This is a genomic window from Nocardia sp. JMUB6875, assembly GCF_041154655.1.
GTDB lineage: Bacteria > Actinomycetota > Actinomycetes > Mycobacteriales > Mycobacteriaceae > Nocardia.
This window is the reverse complement of sequence record NZ_BAAFGR010000163.1, coordinates 1-16,878: the sequence shown is the minus strand read 5'-3', so window position 1 is coordinate 16,878 and position 16,878 is coordinate 1. Positions and strand designations below refer to the sequence as shown.

The following is a 16,878-nucleotide window of genomic DNA, read 5'->3' as shown; positions in this document are numbered from 1 at the left end:
CCACCCAGGCCTCCACCCGCCCCCCGACGTTCGTCCTCTTCACCACGGGCTTCCTCGAGGCCGGCTACCGCCGCTTCATCGAACGAAAGCTCCGCGAGGAATTCAACTTCGACGGCTCCCCCGTCCGAGTGAACGTCCGAGTCCGCGAAAAGCGCGAGAAGAAGAAGTAACCGCGACCCCACGGGACAACGCCCGGGTGACCATACGGTCACCCGGGCGTTCTCGTCCCGGCTCCGGTCCTCGGGCAGATCAGTGATTCGATGCGTGGCGCTGGATGATCTCGTAGGCGCGCTTGGGGTCCTCGACCTGGGGATAGTGCCCCAAGCCCGGGAGGCGGGTCACCGGGGTGTCGGGGCGCAGGGCCAGGACGGCCTGGAGGACGGATTCGGTGCAGATGGGGTCGAGTTCGGCCCAGGCCAGTTCGAGTTGGCCGGGCCAGGCGCGTAATGCGTTGTGCCAGCGGGCGGAAGTCGGAGGCGTGACGCGTTCTTGGTTGTAGTAGATGAGCTTGTCGAGCATGCGGTGGCCGCCGTTGTGCTTCAGCAGTGACCATTGGTCCTCGGCTTCCGCCGGGGTGAGCGGGTGGGCCGGGGAGTAGATACTGGCGAAGGAGTGGCGGAAGGCCGATTCGGTGGTTAGGCGGGCGAACAGCGGGCCGATGCGGCTCAGTTGGAGTTTTTGTCCGAGTAGGAGACTGGCCTGTTCGCGGACCATGCTGGCGTTGAACAGCAGGGCGGACTTCGGGGCGAAGGACAGGGTTCCGTCGAGGTCGCGGGCCAGGAGTTCGGTTGCGACCGAACTGCCCATGTCGTGGGCCACCATGACGATCGGCTCCCCCGCGAATCGGCGTGCGAGCTCCTCAGCGATATCGGCTTGAATCCGCAAGGAGTACTGCTGGTCCCGGGGCTTGTCCGATAACCCGAACCCGAGGAAGTCGAAGGTGAGCAGACGGTGGCCCGCGATGAGGTCGAAGGCGTCGCGCCAGTCGTAGGAGCTCGAGGGATAGCCGTGGAGCAACAGCAGCGGCGGCAGTCCGGCGTCGCCCGGCCGCTCGCGGACGAAGATGTCGTGTCCGCCGACGCGCTCGACCGTCCCCAACCGCTGCCAGTCCGCGACTCGCGATGTCAGTGCCATCTGCCCTCCCGACGTTTCAGGGTCTCCCGCTCACGCTAAGCAAATTGCACAATCGATGTAAATAGGACCTCGGCGGCGCGACCGCGACCCCGCGAATCCCTCAGCGCGCCCGGGGATGCGCGGTCGCCCAGACCTCGTGCAGCGTCCCGACCGTGACCAAGGTGTAGATCTGGGTGGTGGTGACCGAGGCGTGGCCGAGGAGTTCCTGCACGACTCGAACGTCGGCCCCACCGTCCAATAGGTGGGTGGCGAAGGAGTGGCGCAGGGTGTGAGGTGACACCTGGGCGGCGATCCCGGCACGCTCGGCGGCGGATTGCAGGACCTGCCAGGCGGATTGGCGGGAGAGGCGGCCGCCGCGGTGGTTGAGGAACAGGGCGCTGTTGCCTTTGCCGCGGGCCGAGAGGGCGGGGCGGCCGCGGACCAGGTAGTTGTCCAGGGCCGCCAGCGCGGGGCGGCCGATCGGGACCATGCGCTGTTTACCGCCCTTGCCGCGCAACACGACCGCGCGCTCGGCGGTGTCGATGTCGTCCACGTCCAGCCCGACCATCTCCGAGATGCGGGCGCCGGTTGAATACAGCAGTTCCAGTAGCGCCCGATCCCGCAGCCCGCGTGGGCCGTCGGCGACGTCTCCCCCGGCTGCGTCGAGCAGTCGCGAAATCTGGTCGTAGGGAAGGGCCTTCGGCAGTCGTCGCGCCGGGGTGGGCGGCTTCACCGGATGCGCGACATCCGCGTCGGTGATCCCTTCGGCGGTGGCGAACCGATGCAGCCCCCGCACCGCCACCAGTGCCCGCGACGCCGAGGACGCCGCCAGCGCCGGATGCTCATCATCCCCCGACCGCAGCGACACCATGTAATCGGCGATATCGGTTTCCACCACCCGCGCAAGCGATTCCACTCCGCGCGCGCTCAAGAAGTGCTGATACCGCCCCAAATCCCGCCGATACGCACTCAGCGTGTTGCGCGCGGCACCGCGCTCGACCGCCAAATGGTCGAGGTAGGCGTCGATCTGCCGCGTCAGCACCCCGTCATACTGCCAGCCACCACCGACAATTCCCCGCAACCGCCGAGTGGCACACCAGCGCGGCGAATTCGGGCAAATCCCCTCACCCGTGTGCCACTCGATGATTGGTGCACCACTCGACGATTCGGGCTAGCTGTCGCTGGAACCCTGCGCCTTACGGTCGAGGAAGGCGGTGGGCATACCCGGCCAGGGCGCGTCGGCGGGCCGGAGCGTCGCGCCCGACGAGCGGGCCGTCATCAGCGCCGTCACCCCGGCGACGGCTGTGGCATTGGTGATTTCACCGGCGAGCGCGGCTTGCACCGCCTCCCGCAACGGCATCCGCAGGAGCTGGATATCCGCCTCTTCCAATTCCGGGTCCGGACGGTCGGTTTCGTACAGCCCGGTCGCCAGGTACACCCGCAGCGCCTCATCGGTGAACCCGGGCGACAACGCCACATCGACCAGCACCGCCCACTCCCGCGCCGCCAGCCCCGTCTCCTCGGCCAGCTCCCGCTTGGCCGCCTCCAGCGGATCCTCCCCCTGCTTGTCCAGCAGTCCGGCCGGCAGTTCCAGCAGCCGCCGCCCGATCGGATGCCGATACTGGTTGATCAGCACCAGATTGTCGTCCTCGTCCAGCGCCGCCACCGCGACCGCCGCATGATGCTCGATCACCTCGCGCTCGGCCACCTTGCCACCTGGCATGACCACCTGGTCCAGCCGCAGCGCCAGAATCGCGCCCGAGTACACGGTGCGACTGGACAGGACATCGAAATCGTGGGTGCCGGGAGCCGAATCGGAAGACGTCACCCCAGAACCGTATCGCGAACGCCACCTACCCCTTTCCCAACCCCACATGCGAAACCGCCCGGGCACTCGGTGAGTGCCCGGGCGGTGTGGGTGGATCAGCGCGGTGTTACTTGGAGACCTTCTCGGCCTCGGCGGGGATCTCGTTGGGGATCTCCACCGGGAGGCGTTCAGCGGCCTTGTATTCCAGTGCCGCCGAGATGAGCGCCGCGAACAGCGGGTGCGGGCGGGTCGGCCGGGACTTGAGCTCCGGGTGCGCCTGGGTGGCGACCAGGAACGGGTGCTTGTCCTTCGGGTACTCGACGAATTCGACCAGGTGGCCGTTCGGCGAGGTGCCGGAGAACTTCAGCCCGCTCTTGGCGATCTTGTCCCGGTAGGTGTTGTTGACCTCGTAGCGGTGGCGGTGCCGCTCGGAGACCTCGGTCGCGCCGTAGGCGGCGGCCACCAGCGAATCCTTCTCCAGCACAGCCGGGTACGCGCCGAGGCGCATGGTGCCGCCGAGATCGGCCTCACCGGCCACGATCTGCTCCTGATCGGCCATGGTGGAGATGACCGGGTACTTGGTGTCGGGCTCGAACTCCGCCGAGTTGGCGTCCTTCAGGCCGACCGAGCGCGCCGCCTCGATGACCACGCACTGCAGACCCAGGCACAGGCCCAGCAGCGGAATCTTGTGCTCGCGGGCGTAGCGGATCGCACCCACCTTGCCCTCGATGCCGCGAATGCCGAAGCCGCCGGGGATGAGAATCGCGTCGACGTCGGCCAGGTGCGAACGCGCACCCGCCTCGGTCTCGCACTCGTCCGACTGCACCCAGCGGATGTTCACCTTGGCCCGCGAGGCGAATCCGCCCGCGCGCAGCGCCTCGGTGACCGACAGGTAGGCGTCGGGCAGGTCCACGTACTTGCCGACCAGCGCGACGGTGACCTCTTCGCGCGGGTTGTGCACGCGATCCAGCAGATCGCCCCAGACCGTCCAGTCCACGTCCCGGAAGGGCAGGCCCAGGCGGCGAACGACGTAGGCGTCCAAGCCCTCCCGGTGCAGCACCTTCGGAATGTCGTAGATCGACGGCGCGTCCGGCGTCGAGATGCAGGCGTCCACATCGACGTCGCACATCAGCGCGATCTTGTTCTTGAGCGCCTGCGGCACATCCCGATCGCAGCGCAGGATCAGCGCGTCGGGCTGGATGCCGATATTGCGCAGCGCTGCCACCGAGTGCTGGGTCGGCTTGGTCTTGAGCTCGCCCGAGGGGCCCAGGTAGGGCACCAGCGTGACGTGCAGGAAGAAGCAGTTGTCGCGCCCCACCTCGTGGCGAATCTGGCGCGCCGCCTCGAGGAACGGCTGCGATTCGATATCGCCCACGGTGCCACCGATTTCGGTGATCACCACATCCGGGGTCTGACCGTGCAGGTCCGGCCCCGACATCGCGAGAATGCGGTACTTGATCTCATCGGTGATGTGCGGGATCACCTGCACGGTATCGCCGAGGTACTCGCCGCGGCGCTCCTTGGCGATCACCTTCGAGTACACCTGGCCGGTGGTGACATTGGCGTCCCCGGATAGATCGCGATCCAGGAAGCGCTCGTAGTGACCGACATCGAGGTCCGTCTCCGCGCCGTCCTCGGTCACGAACACCTCACCGTGCTGGAAGGGGTTCATGGTGCCGGGATCGACGTTCAGGTACGGATCCAGCTTCTGCATCGTGACGCGCAGACCGCGCGAGGTGAGCAGCTGACCGAGGCTGGAGGCGGTCAGGCCCTTGCCGAGTGAAGAGGCGACACCGCCGCTGACGAAGATGTGTTTCGTGGCCGCGCGCGCCGGAATCCGTGAATTACCCACGGGACTTCACGGTAACACGGATTGCGGAGGCTGTTCGAATGCCACGCACACCGGTTGCCCGCGAATCGCTCGATTCCGCGTGTCGCGGGCAGGTTTTGCCGTGTCGCGGTCAGCGGGGCAAAGCGACGATTGTGAGCGAGGTCGCCTTCGCCCCCGTGCCGTACCGACCGGTTCCGCCGTTCAGCTGTTCGGTGAGCCCGAGCACGGTGGTGATCCGGCCGATCTCCCGGTCCGCGTTGTCCACGGTGGTGACCGTGGCCAGCCCGCCCTCCGACCGCGCGACGGCGATCGCGCCCGGACCGTCCGCGGCCCCGTAGCGACCCGCCAGCACCACACCCGCGCTGTGCGAGCGCAGTCCCCCGGCGAACCGGGCGATGATGGTGCCGCGATTGTTCTCCCCGGCCCGCGCGCCGTCACCGGTGACCACCACGGCCAGTTGCGCGGGCTGGACCTCGGTGAAGGTCAGGAAGCCGCCGCCGCGCAGCGTCTCCAGCGCGAGCCCGCGTTCCTGCGCGGTGCCGCGCGGCTGGCCGCCGGCCGGATCGGCGAGCAGCACCTGGCCGAGCAGATCGCCCGCGAGGCTGCCCTGATCGACCGCGTCGATCTTGAGCTGCGCTCCGGCGGGGACGACGTTCACCAGCGCGGTGCGCATGCGGTCGCCCTCGGAGGAGTCGGTGAACGCACCGGTGAGCCCGACCCGCCCGGTGACCGTGGCCCCGGCGGTGGTGAGCGCGGCGGTGACCGCGTCCGCGTCGCCGCTGTCGGCGTCGGGCGTGGTGAAGACGAGAACCGACCGGTTGGCCAGACTGCCTGCCAGAAGTTTGCCAGCGGCGCCCGACAGGAAGGCGTCGGCCGCCTTCACCTGTTCGTTCAGCCGCCCGTTCTCGGCCCGCAGATCCTCGACCTGCTGCCGATCGCCCGAGCCGGGAAACAACCCGTTGCCTTGCGTGCGGGTGCCCAGCACCACGCCGACCGCCAGGGCCAGGAAAACCGCGGCGATCGAAATCGCGTGGTGGCGAAAGGAAATCATCGCTCCCCTATTTCCGACGGTCCAATAGCCGCTCTACCCAATCGGATCCGCGATGCCAGGTGTCGGTCGCCCAGGTCAGCGCCTCACCACCCATGTGGGTGGCCAGAATCGCGACGATCAGGGCCACCAGCGCGGCCAGCACCACCAGCGCGACCGCCCATCCGGAACCCCGGTGACGGTACAGCGACGCAACGGCTTTCGCATCCATGAGCTTGGTGCCCATTTTGAGGCGTGTCAGGAAGGTTGCCGGATTCGAATCCCGGCGACCGCGGTCGAAGAAGTCGTCCAGCGACGCCGCCGCCCCGACCGTCACGATCAGCGAGGCGCCGTGGTGATCGGCCAGCAGCAGCGCCAGATCCGCGGGCGCGCCCGACGACGGGAAGGTGGTCGCGCCGATGCCCAGATCCTGAATGCGCTCCAAACCCTTGGCGTGGCCGTCGGTATCGGCCGGCAGGATGACCTCCGCGCCGCACTTGAGCGTGGTGGCGGTGATCTCCTCCGGATCGCCCACGATGAGATCGGGGCGATAGCCGTTGCGGGTCAAGGTATCCGCGCCGCGGCCGACGCCGATCAGGATCGGCGCGTACTCCTTGATGAACGGCTTGATGCGCTTGAGGTCCTCGATGTGCTCGGGTCCGTCGGCCACGACGACGACATGCCGCCGCTTCATGTCGATTTCGACCTCCGGCACCCCGATTCCATCGATGAGCAGCGAGGATTCGGTGCGAATGAACTCGATGGTGTTGCCGGAGAAGGCTTCCAGATGATCGGCCAGACCGTTGCGCGCCTCGATCATGCGCTCGGCGATGGTGGCCTCGGTGAGCTCGATGCCCTCGACGAGCGCCTCGGGCTCCTTCTTGGAGAGCTTGTCCGCGTAGACGACACCGCCCTCGACGCGCACCTTGGTGCCGTCCTTGATTTTCTTGAAGACATCGGAGCTGACCGCGTCCATCAGCTGAATGCCATTGGCCACCAGCACTTCCGGACCGAGATTCGGATACCGGCCGGAGATCGACGGCGACGCGTTGATCACCACCGCCACCTGCGCCTCGACCAGTCGGTCGGCGGTCAGTCGGTCGAGGTCCATCTCGTCGAGGACCACCACGTCCCCGGGCCCCACGCGCTGCAGCAACCGCCTCGTGTTGCGATCCACCCGGGCCAAACCGGTCAGACCAGGCAACGTTTCGGTATTGCGCGAAAGCAGGGCCATCATCTTCATAACGACCGATGATGACCCTAAAGTCTCAACCTATGGTGGAGGCGCGCCGGTCAACGTCACCATTGGTCACAGTGACGTCATCCACTCCCACCGGGATGTCCCCTTCGCGCTATCTTCTTACCCGCCGGTAAGGATATGCTCCGGACACCGGCACGAAAGGAGACAATGCCGTCATGGCCAGCACCACCGTCGACACCGTCCTTCCCGCCCCGCGCGAGACCGTCTACAAGCTCTTCACCGAGCGTGACAGCATCAATCCCTTTGTGCCCATCAAGGTTTCGCTGAAGAAGCCGGGTATCGGCGCGCCCAACGGCGTCGGCGCCCAGTACCACCTCGGCCTCGGCCCGGTCGGCCCGACCGAGGAGACCACCGAGCTGGTGCCCAACGAGCGCATGGTCTACCGCGTCATCGCCGGTGCGCCGGTCAAGCGCCACGTCGGCACCATCAGCTTCTCCGACGCGCCGGGCGGCACCCGCGTGGTGTACACCATGGAGTCCGAGCCCAGCCTGCCGGTGCCCGACTCGATCCTCGAGCCCGGCCTGCGCGCCCTGATCAACCAGCTGATCGGCGCGGTCCGCAAGGCCATCAAGTAAGCGTTCTCCAGAAAACCGCCGCGCACCCCTCGAAACCGGCGCGGCGGTGAAGACTTCCGGCCGGAGCCCCGTGGGGCCCGGCCGTTTGTCGGTGAGGCCCGGCCGGTTGTCGATTCAGTGCTGGCCGGTTGGCGATTCAGTGCTGGGGCGCCAGCTGCTGCATGACGGCCGCCACGTCGAGCCACACGTTCTCGCGCGTCATCTTCCCGTCCCGAAATTCGCAGACGTGCAGGATCCGGAAGTTGACCGGCCGGTTGTTGCCCGGAATCCCCATGAAGTTCCCGGGCACCCGCCCGTACCAATGGGATTCGTCCACCATGAAGTTCTCGCCGTAGTACCGGTGCACGGTCTCGAACTTGTCCTCGTCGATGGATTCGACCAGCTCCTGATACCGCGCCCCGATGGCCGCGTGGTCGCGCAGGATCCCGCGCGGATCCCCCACCACTTCGTGTTCGACGTCATCGCTGAGCGTCGCCAGGATCCCCGCCACGTCCTTGTTCGCCTCCGCCGCCGCGTGGCGGGTGTAGATGGCATTCATTTCCTCCGGTGTCATCACATGTCCTCCCTGATCAGTGACGCCCAGTTTTATGAGACTCTGCTATCTTCGTGAGATGAGCGTCTCACGTCAAGAGAAATTTCTCACGAGCGGTCGGCAGAACCAGAAGATGCGCACCCGTGAGGCGTTGCTCGAAGCCGCGATCACGCTCGCCAAGGACGGCCGCTCCCCCTCGATTCCGGAGGTCGCCGAGGCGGCCCGCGTCTCCCCCGCGACCGCCTACCGCTACTTCCCCAATCCACAGTCGCTCTGGAACGAGATCTCCTCCCGCGAGGAATCCCTGCGCCGCGATTTCGTGGGCGTGCTCGAGGGCCTCACCGGTGACGCGGAGGAGCGCATCGACACGGTCGTCCGCTCGGCGGCCGCCATGCAGTTCGCCGATCAACTGCTCTGGCGCACGGTGCTGCGCTCGATCCAGGACCGCTGGATCGAACAGGCGGATCTGCCCGAGGCCGACCGCGTCCCCAATCGCGGCACCACCCGGCTGCAGATGGCCCGAACCGCCCTGGAGCCCTTGGCCGATCGCCTGCCGCCGGAGCAACTGGACCGCCTCGTCAACGCGGTCTCGCTGGTCTACGGCATCGAGGCGCTGGTCAGCACCCAGGACATCCTCGGCCTCACCCCCGAAGCGGCCACCGACCTGATGTCCTGGTCCGCCCGCGCCCTGATCCGCGCGGCACTGGCCGAAGCCGAAGCCCCGCAATCGGATTGATCATTCGCCCGAGACGGCGGCACCGACCTTTTCGGCGTCGGCGGTGGTCAGCAGCTCCCAGGCGTGGGCGCGGCCGGTTTCGGTGTCGCCCATGCCCGCCAGCATGCGGGCGAGTTCGACGACGCGTTCGTCCTGGGTCAGAGCCTTCACACCGGATTTGACGGCCTTGCCGTCATCGAGCTTGTCCACCACCAGGTGGGTGTCGGCGAAGGCGGCCACCTGCGGCAGGTGGGTGACCACGATGACCTGGTGGGTGCGGGCCAATCGGGCCAGGCGGCGGCCGATCTCGACCGCGGCGCGACCACCGACACCGGCGTCGACCTCGTCGAAGACCATGGTGGTGCCGTGTTCCGAGCTGGCCAGCACCACCTCGAGGGCGAGCATGATGCGGGAGAGCTCACCGCCGGAGGCGCTCTTGCTCAACGGCAGCGGGTGCGCGCCGGAGTGCGCGGCCAGGCGGAATTCCACCTCGTCGACACCGGTGGAACCGGCATGCAGTTCCTGGCCGTCGATGACCAGCGGGGCCGAATCCTGCACGCCCGCAAGGACGGGACCGACGCCGACCTCGAGCCGCGCCCGGCCCATGGCCAGACCGGCCAGTTCGGCGCTGACGGCGGCGGCCAGTTTGCCCGCGGCCTTGCTGCGCGCGGCGGTCAATTTGCGCGCGGTCTCGCGGACCTTCTCCGCGGCGGTCTCGACCTCGGCGGCGAGGGCGGCCAGGGCCTCCTCGGAGACATCGAGCGAATCGAGCCGGATGCGCGCCTCGTCGGCCCACTTGATGACGCCGTCGATATTCGGCGCGTACTTGCGGGTCAGGGTCTTCAGCTCGGCCTGCCGGGTGAGCATGGATTCCAGCGCGCCCGGATCGGACGGCAGATCCGACAGGTACGAGCTGAGTTCGGTGGCCAGATCCACGATCACCGAGATCGCCTCGCCCAGGCGGGGACCCAGCTCCGAGAGCTTCGGATCGTCGGAGGCTTCGATGCGGGCCCGGGCGGTGCCGAGCAGATCCAGCGCCCCGGCGTCCTCGCCCGGCGAGTCCGCGGGCCCGGCCAGCGCGTCGTGCGCGGTCGAGGCGGCCTCGCGCAGGGAATCGAGATCCGACAACCGGCGCACCTCGGCCACGAGGTGCTCATCCTCACCGGGTTCCGGTGCGATGGCGTCGATTTCGGCCAGCGACTGGGTCAGATGATCGGCTTCCAGCGCCAGTTCGCGGCTGCGCGCGGTCCGCTCCAGCAGCTGATTGCGCTTGTCCAGCCAGGCCTTTCGCGCCTTCTGGTACTTGGCCAGCAGCGGGGCCACGGTGTCGGCGGCGAACTGGTCCAGCGCGTGCAGCTGCTGATCCGGCCGCTGCAGACGCAACTGGTCGTTCTGTCCGTGCACTGTGAGCAGCGGTGTCGTGAAATCCGACAGCACCGAGGCCGGCACACTGCGCCCGCCCAGATGCGCCCGGGAGCGGCCATCGCTGCCGACGGTCCGCACGGCGATGATGCTGCCGTCGTCATCGCGTTCGGCCCCCGAGGATTCCAGCACCTCTTCGACCTCGCCGATGGCACCGTCATGCACCTCGTCCACGGTGAAGCGGCCCTCCACCACGGCTCGCGAGGCCCCCAGTCGCACCCGCCCGGCGTCGGCACGCGCGCCACTGAGCAAATGCAGGCTGGTGACCACCATGGTCTTGCCCGCACCGGTCTCACCGGTCAAAACAGTCAAACCTTCATGGAATTGCGCGGTGGCGGTGGAAATTACGCCAAGGCCGTCAATCCTGATCTCTGTCAGCACTCGTGCTCTCCGTTCGCCGTCGGCCTCGCCAGCCTGTCACGGGCAACTGGAATTTGCGCACCATCCGATCGGCGAACGGCGCGGAATCGAGCCGAACCCACCGCACCGGTTCGGTCCCGCGGACCGTTTCGACCCGGCCGCCCCGCGGCAGTGCGAGGGTGCGTCGGCCGTCGAGGAAAACTATCGCATCATGGCCCGTCGCAACGGTTTCCACCGCGATCAGCGAATCCGGGCTGGTCACCAGGGGTCGCGCGAACAGGGCGTGGGCATTGGACGGAATCACCAGCAGCGCTTCGAGTTCCGGCCACACCACCGGCCCGCCCGCCGAGAAGGCGTAGGCCGTGGACCCGGTGGGGGTGGCGACGAGCACGCCGTCGCAGCCGAACGCCGACACCGGGCGGCCGTCCACCTCCAGCACCACCTCGAGAACGCCCATGCGCGCGGCGTTTTCGATGCTGGCCTCGTTCAGCGCCCAGCCGCGCTCGGTCACCACATCGTCGACGCGCACGGTGACATCGATGGTCATCCGCTCCTCGACGGTGTAGTCGCGCTGCACCACCTGGGACAGCGCCTCGTCGAGATTCTCGGCCTCGGCCTCGGTGAGAAAACCGATCCGGCCCATATTGATTCCCAGCACCGGCACTCCGGCGCTGCGGGCCAGTTCGGCCGCGCGCAGGAAGGTGCCGTCCCCGCCGAGCGCGAGCACCATCTCGGTGCCCACCGCCGCGTCGGGATTGTGCGCCATGACGCGCGCCGGATACCCGTCGGCCGCGCCCTGATCGTCCACATCGAAGCGGGTGCTGTAGGCCTCGTCCTCGAGCACGCGCAGCCCGATCCCCGCACCGCACAGGATCTTCGCGACCCGATGCGCGGTATCGGTGATCTCCAACCGTCCCGGATGCGCGACCAGCAGCACTTCTCTGGCCGGGCTAGCCGCGTTCACTGTGGACCCTCCTGCACCGCACGATCGATCAGCGCCGCAACACGCGCCGCCTCGTCCGTATCGTAGGCGTCGGCACCGACTAGTGCGGCGTCAGCGGTCGCTGCGCCGGTTTCCTCCGGTGTGCCGGACTCTTTACGGAGCCACAAGAAATACTCGACATTGCCCGACGGCCCCGGCAGCGGGCTCGCAACCACACCGCGCGTGCGCAGACCGAGTTTCGCTGCCGCGGCAGCGACTTCGCCGACCACCTCGGCCCGCAGCGCCGGATCCCGCACCACGCCACCGGCTCCCACGCGTTCCTTGCCGACCTCGAACTGCGGCTTCACCATCGGCAGCAGATCCGCGCCGGGCGCGGCGCAGGCGGCCAGTGCGGGCAGCACCAGGGCCAGGGAGATGAACGACAGGTCGGTGACGACCAGATCGACTGTGCCGCCGATGAGTTCGGGTGTCAGCGCCCGCACATTGGTGCGGTCGTGCACCTGGACGCGATCATCGTTCTGCAGCCGCCAGATGAGCTGGCCGTAGCCGACATCGGCGGCCACGACCTCCTTGGCTCCCCGGGAGAGCAGCACATCGGTGAATCCGCCGGTCGACGCACCGGCGTCCAGGCACCGTTTGCCCTCGACCGACACGCCCTGCGGCTCGAACGCCTCCAGCGCGCCGAGCAGCTTGTGCGCGCCGCGCGAGGCCCACTGCACCTCGTCGGGTTCCTCCCGCACCAGCAGCGGCGTGCCCGCCTCGACTCCGGTCGCCGGTTTGGTGGCGACCGACCCATTGATCAGGACGCGGCCCGCGTTGATCAGCTCGGACGCGTGTTCCCGCGACCGCGCCAATCCGCGGCGAACCAGTTCCGCGTCCACCCGCGCGCGCCTGGCCACCTCAGATCTTGTCCACCGTGGCCAGGGCCTGCACCAGCACCTCGTGCGCCTGCTCGAGAATCTTGGCGCGGCGCACGATATCGGTGCCCTCGGAGTGCACACTGGGCGCGCCCGGGAAACCCGGATTCGGTGCGCCCGCCGACAATTCGGCCAGCAGCGCATCGACATCCGCCTTGACCCGCTCAGGGTCCGCGAAATCCTGATTCGTGCCCGCCAGATGCTGCCCGGGCAGCGGCATCCCCGGACGGGGTCCCGGTGCGGGAATCGGTGAATGAGGCGTCGGCGTAGTCATCGTGGCGACAACGCTACCCGAACTCGTATTCGAACACACGTACCCCGCCGCATCCCGATCCCGCCGCCGACCGGCCGCACGCCTGTCTCGCGGAAAGGCCTCTCTCGCGCCGCATCGAAAGGCTCTCGAGCGTGGCGCAAAAAACGCTTGCGGGTGGCTGACAGGATTGGGCAAATGGACAGCGACTTCGAGGAACTGATCGCCGAGGCGAATTCCGTATCCGTCGACGGCTGGGACTTCTCCTGGCTCGACGGGCGCGCCAGCGAACAACGGCCGTCCTGGGGCTATCAGAAACAGCAGGCCCGGCGGCTCGCCACTGCCCGCGCCGCGCTCGATATCCAGACCGGCGGCGGTGAGGTGCTGGCCGAGGCCGAGGTGTTCCCGCCGACCATGGTCGCCACCGAATCCTGGCCGCCGAATCTGGGCAAGGCCACCCGGCTGCTGCATCCGCGCGGGGTCGTCGTGGTCGCCGATCCGGACGAGCCGCCGCTGCCGTTCGCGGACGCGGCCTTCGATCTCGTGACCAGTCGGCACCCGGCGACGGTGTGGTGGAGCGAGATCGCGCGGGTGCTCGAACCCGGCGGCGTCTACTTCGCCCAGCATGTGGGTCCGGCGAGCGTGTTCGAGCTCGTCGAGTACTTCCTGGGCCCGCAGCCCGAAGCCCGCCTGGCCCGCGATCCGGATGCCGAGGCCGAGGCGGCGCGGGCGGCGGGACTGGAGATCGTGCAATCCCGGCCGGAGCGGCTTCGCGTGGAGTTCAACGACATCGGGGCGGTCGTGTACTTCCTGCGCAAGGTCATCTGGATGGTCCCGGGCTTCACCGTCGAGGAATACCGGGACCGCCTGTATGACCTGCACCGGCAGATCCGCAGCGACGGTCCCTTCGTCGCCTACTCCGCCCGCACGTTGGTAGAGGCGCGGAAACCTGTGTGAGACTTCACACTTCAGTTCCGGTCGCTACGCCGGAGCCGAGCCGACGGCGATCGCGCGGCCCGGAGCCTCTCGCAAACGGGCCGCGATCGTGTCGGCGATATCGCCGTCGCCCGGGACGACCGGGTCCAGGTCGGCGACCGGATGGTTCAGGGCCTCGAGGGATTCCGCGACGTAGGTGGGCAGGCGGTCGGCGGGCTGGGTGCGCAGATCCTCGAGGGTGCTCACACCGGTGAGGACCATGAGCGACTCCAGGCCCGTGGCCGCCGCGCCGTCGATATCGGTATCGAGGCGGTCGCCGACCACCAGCGCCTTGCGGCTGCCCGCACGCTCGAGCGCGTCCTCCATGAGCGGCGCGAACGGCTTGCCCGCCACGATCGGCTCGATGCCAGACGCGTGGCGCAGCGCCGCGACCATGGAACCGTTACCCGGGGCCAGGCCGCGTTCGGTGGGGAGGGTGGCATCGGTATTGGCGGCCACCCAGAGCGCGCCGGAACGCAGCGCGTAGGCCGCCTCGGCCAGATCCGGCCACGCGGTCTGCGGATTGTGGCCCTGCACCACGGCACTGGGCTGTACGCCGTCGAAGCGGCGGACCGCCTGCAGCCCCACGTTCTCCACCTCGGACATCAGATCGTCGGTGCCGACGACGAGCACGGTCGAACCGGGCGCGACCCGCTGCGCCAGCAGCCTCGCGGCCGCCTGCGCACTGGTCACCACCTCGTCCTCGTGGGCGTCGAAACCCAATTCACGCAGATGCAGCGCCACGGCGTCGGCCGAACGACTCGCGTTATTGGTGACGTACATCAGCCGCTGACCCGGCTCACCGGCCGAAAGCGCCTCCGGCGCACCGGGAATCCGCTCATGGCCGCGGAAGAGCGTCCCATCCAGATCCAATAGCAAGGCCTCGAAGCGGTCCCGCAGTCGCATTACGCCGTCCCTCTCACTGTGCGCAGAAACAAGAACGACCGTGCGGCCGCGCTCTCGCACGGCCACACGGTCGGAATCACTTGCCGGTCCTCAGTTCTCGGTTTCCCCGGACTTGGCGGAGGGCTCGGCCTGGACCGAATCCTCGCCATCCTCGTCCGCGGCCTTCGCGTCCGCGGCCCCGCCAGCCACGTCCGATTCATCCGTGTCGTCGGAATTTTCCGTGTCGTCCTCGTCGAACGCGGCGGTCCAGTCCACGCCCTCACCGTCACCGGAGAGTTCGGCGGCCCGCTCCTCGGCGTCGGTCTCGCCGTCGAGGTCCGCGGAGGCGGAGTTCATGAACCAGGTCAGCGCCTCGTCCTCGCGACCCGCGGCCAGCAGGGCCTCGGCGTAGGCGTAGAACAGGCGCGCCGCGGCCGAACCGGTACGGGCCGGGTCGAGTTCGGCGGTCTGCAGGGTCACCACGGCCTGATCGAACTGGCCCAGATCCATGCGCGCGCCGGCGACCACGATGCGCAGCTCGGTGGCCTCGTCGCCCTGCAGGGCCCGGGCCTCGTCACTGCGACCCAGCTCGATGGCCCGCTCCGGACGGCCCAGACCGCGCTCGCAGTCCGCCATCACGGCCAGCAGACCCGAACCACCGGACATCCGGCGCGCGGTGCGCAGCTCCGAGAGGGCCTCGGCCCACTCGCCCGCGTGATAGGCCGCGACACCGGCGGTCTCACGCACCACCGCGATGCGACCGGCCCGCTGCCGCGCCGCCCGGGCGTGCGCCAGCGCCAGTTCCGGATCCTCGTCCAGCAGCTGCGCCACCATCACCAGGTGTCGCGCCACCGCCTCGGCATTGCTCTTGTCCAGGCTCAGCAGATCGCGGCGCACCGCGCCTTCGAGATCCGAGGCCTGCACATCGTCCGGCAGGTTCGGCTCATCGGGGCGACCCGAACGCCGCTCCCCGCCCTGCCCGCCGCCGACCCGCGCGCCCTCGCCACCCCGGCGCCGGTCCTGACCACGATCGAACGACCGCTCACCCGACCCGTTCCGGTCGAAATCCTTGTCCTCGCGCGGCTTCTCACGACGCTCATCACCAAAGTCCTTGCGCGCGAAGCTCTTCCGATCGTCGCGATCACCGCGGTCGCTGCGGTCGCTGCGGTCCCGATCGAAGCCCCGTCCGCCACCACGGTTCTCACCGCCACGGTTGAATCCGCCCTCACGACGGTCCCCACGGTCACCCCGGTTGAAGCCACCCTCGCCGCGGTTGTAGCCACCCTCGCGACGGTCACCGCCACCGCGATTGAATCCACCTTCACGACGCTCACCGCGATCGAAGCCACCGTCACGGCGCTCACCACCGCGGTTGAACCCGCCTTCACGACGGTCCCCGCCACCACGGTTGAAACCACCCTCGCGACGCTCACTGCCGCCACGGTTGTAGCCGCCTTCACGACGGTCACTGCCGCCACGGTTGAAACCACCCTCGCGACGATCTCCACCGCCACGGTTGAAGCCGCCCTCACGACGCTCACCGCGATCGAAGCCACCCTCACGGCGCTCACCACCACGGGTGTAGCCGCCTTCACGACGGTCCCCGCCACCGCGATTGAAGCCACCCTCGCGACGATCTCCACCGCCACGGTTGAAGCCGCCCTCGCGACGGTCCCCGCCGCCACGGTTGAAGCCACCTTCGCGACGGTCACCGCCGCCACGGTTGTAGCCGCCCTCGCGGTCACCGCGGTTGGAGCCACCGTCGCGGTTGAAGCCGCCGCGGCCGCCTTCGCCCCGGTAGCCGCCGCGATCGCGGTCGCCTTCGGAGCGGTTGAAACCACCGCCGCGGTTGAAGCCGCCCTCGCGGCGTTCGGGCCGGCCCTCGTCGCGCCGTTCGTTGTCGTCGCGCCGGCCGTAGCCGCCCTGTCCGGTCCCACCGCCGCTGCGGCGGAAGGGTTTGCGGCCGTCGTTCTGCTCCGCCACGGTGATCCCTCTCTAGTGTTATAAGCCTGCCGTACCCGGCCGCGGCGCTGGCTCGCGTGAGGGTCGCGGGAGTGTCCCGCACACCTCAAATTGAATCACGCGTGCTCGAGCGTCCACGCAGCGCGGGCGCTGAAACGCAGAATAGGGGACCCGTGAGGGTCCCCTATTCTGGAATGATGTTCCGGCGGTGTCCTACTCTCCCACACCCTGTCGAGTGCAGTACCATCGGCGCAGGTGGCCTTAGCTTCCGGGTTCGGAATGGGACCGGGCGTTTCCCCACCG

The 16,878-nt window shown here is 68.5% G+C and carries 15 protein-coding genes, 1 rRNA gene and 2 pseudogenes; 4 read left to right on the top strand and 14 right to left on the bottom strand.

Annotated features, from left to right (window positions below; translation table 11 throughout):
• Window positions 1-170, top strand: a pseudogene (engA, locus tag ACAM49_RS31735) (ribosome-associated GTPase EngA); the annotation flags it as partial.
• A 79-nt stretch (window positions 171-249) separates the two neighbouring features.
• Here engA and ACAM49_RS31730 read toward each other — a convergent pair.
• The 6 genes from ACAM49_RS31730 to steA form a co-directional block, all read right to left on the bottom strand.
• The gene (locus tag ACAM49_RS31730) at window positions 250-1,134 is read right to left on the bottom strand and encodes an alpha/beta fold hydrolase (protein ID WP_369639242.1); all 885 of its coding nucleotides are present in this window, start codon (window positions 1,132-1,134) and stop codon (window positions 250-252) included.
• Window positions 1,135-1,234: 100 nt separating this feature from the next.
• The gene (xerD, locus tag ACAM49_RS31725; protein WP_369639241.1) at window positions 1,235-2,155 is read right to left on the bottom strand and encodes a site-specific tyrosine recombinase XerD; all 921 of its coding nucleotides are present in this window, start codon (window positions 2,153-2,155) and stop codon (window positions 1,235-1,237) included.
• Window positions 2,156-2,284: 129 nt separating this feature from the next.
• Window positions 2,285-2,941 (bottom strand): NUDIX domain-containing protein, encoded by a 657-nt coding sequence (locus ACAM49_RS31720; RefSeq protein ID WP_369639240.1) that lies wholly within the window; start codon window positions 2,939-2,941, stop codon window positions 2,285-2,287.
• Between the two features lie 106 nt (window positions 2,942-3,047).
• Window positions 3,048-4,772, bottom strand: coding sequence for a CTP synthase (locus ACAM49_RS31715; RefSeq protein WP_369639239.1), 1,725 nt, complete (start codon window positions 4,770-4,772; stop codon window positions 3,048-3,050).
• A 109-nt stretch (window positions 4,773-4,881) separates the two neighbouring features.
• Window positions 4,882-5,802 carry a copper transporter gene (locus ACAM49_RS31710; RefSeq protein ID WP_369639238.1) on the bottom strand — a complete coding sequence of 307 codons (921 nt, stop codon included), beginning with the start codon at window positions 5,800-5,802 and terminating at the stop codon, window positions 4,882-4,884.
• A 7-nt stretch (window positions 5,803-5,809) separates the two neighbouring features.
• Window positions 5,810-7,021, bottom strand: a complete 1,212-nt coding sequence (gene steA, locus ACAM49_RS31705; RefSeq protein WP_369639237.1) for a putative cytokinetic ring protein SteA — start codon at window positions 7,019-7,021, stop codon at window positions 5,810-5,812.
• A 173-nt stretch (window positions 7,022-7,194) separates the two neighbouring features.
• Between steA and ACAM49_RS31700 the strand changes: the two genes are divergently transcribed.
• Complete coding sequence (locus tag ACAM49_RS31700; protein WP_040805423.1) at window positions 7,195-7,614, top strand: SRPBCC family protein; 420 nt, start codon at window positions 7,195-7,197, stop codon at window positions 7,612-7,614.
• A 136-nt stretch (window positions 7,615-7,750) separates the two neighbouring features.
• On the opposite strand, the gene ACAM49_RS31695 is transcribed toward ACAM49_RS31700, so the two are convergent.
• A complete protein-coding gene (locus tag ACAM49_RS31695; RefSeq protein WP_369639236.1) occupies window positions 7,751-8,167 on the bottom strand; it encodes an ester cyclase in 417 nt (138 codons plus the stop codon).
• A gap of 58 nt (window positions 8,168-8,225) precedes the next feature.
• On the opposite strand from ACAM49_RS31695, the gene ACAM49_RS31690 reads away from it, so the two are divergent.
• The gene (locus ACAM49_RS31690; RefSeq protein ID WP_369639235.1) at window positions 8,226-8,882 is read left to right on the top strand and encodes a TetR/AcrR family transcriptional regulator; all 657 of its coding nucleotides are present in this window, start codon (window positions 8,226-8,228) and stop codon (window positions 8,880-8,882) included.
• On the opposite strand, the gene recN is transcribed toward ACAM49_RS31690, so the two are convergent.
• The 4 genes from recN to ACAM49_RS31670 are packed head-to-tail and all read right to left on the bottom strand — an operon-like array spanning window position 8,883 to window position 12,777.
• A complete protein-coding gene (gene recN / locus ACAM49_RS31685; RefSeq protein WP_369639234.1) occupies window positions 8,883-10,664 on the bottom strand; it encodes a DNA repair protein RecN in 1,782 nt (593 codons plus the stop codon).
• The gene (locus ACAM49_RS31680) at window positions 10,642-11,607 is read right to left on the bottom strand and encodes an NAD kinase (protein WP_369639233.1); all 966 of its coding nucleotides are present in this window, start codon (window positions 11,605-11,607) and stop codon (window positions 10,642-10,644) included. The genes recN and ACAM49_RS31680 overlap by 23 nt, the downstream gene beginning before the upstream one ends.
• The gene (locus ACAM49_RS31675; RefSeq protein WP_369639232.1) at window positions 11,604-12,485 is read right to left on the bottom strand and encodes a TlyA family RNA methyltransferase; all 882 of its coding nucleotides are present in this window, start codon (window positions 12,483-12,485) and stop codon (window positions 11,604-11,606) included. Before ACAM49_RS31675 ends, ACAM49_RS31680 begins: the two co-directional genes overlap by 4 nt.
• 1 nt (window position 12,486) lies before the next feature.
• Window positions 12,487-12,777 carry a hypothetical protein gene (locus ACAM49_RS31670; RefSeq protein ID WP_369639231.1) on the bottom strand — a complete coding sequence of 97 codons (291 nt, stop codon included), beginning with the start codon at window positions 12,775-12,777 and terminating at the stop codon, window positions 12,487-12,489.
• Window positions 12,778-12,951: 174 nt separating this feature from the next.
• Here ACAM49_RS31670 and ACAM49_RS31665 point away from each other — a divergent pair, with 174 nt between their 5' ends.
• On the top strand, window positions 12,952-13,710 hold the full coding sequence (locus tag ACAM49_RS31665) for a class I SAM-dependent methyltransferase (protein WP_369639230.1): 759 nt from the start codon (window positions 12,952-12,954) through the stop codon (window positions 13,708-13,710).
• Between the two features lie 24 nt (window positions 13,711-13,734).
• Here ACAM49_RS31665 and ACAM49_RS31660 read toward each other — a convergent pair whose 3' ends face one another.
• The 3 genes and pseudogenes from ACAM49_RS31660 to rrf form a co-directional block, all read right to left on the bottom strand.
• The gene (locus ACAM49_RS31660) at window positions 13,735-14,634 is read right to left on the bottom strand and encodes an HAD-IIA family hydrolase (RefSeq protein WP_369639229.1); all 900 of its coding nucleotides are present in this window, start codon (window positions 14,632-14,634) and stop codon (window positions 13,735-13,737) included.
• Window positions 14,635-14,892: 258 nt separating this feature from the next.
• A pseudogene (locus ACAM49_RS31655) lies at window positions 14,893-15,627 on the bottom strand (hypothetical protein); the annotation flags it as partial.
• A gap of 1,148 nt (window positions 15,628-16,775) precedes the next feature.
• Window positions 16,776-16,878 (bottom strand): 5S ribosomal RNA (rrf, locus tag ACAM49_RS31650); the annotation flags it as partial.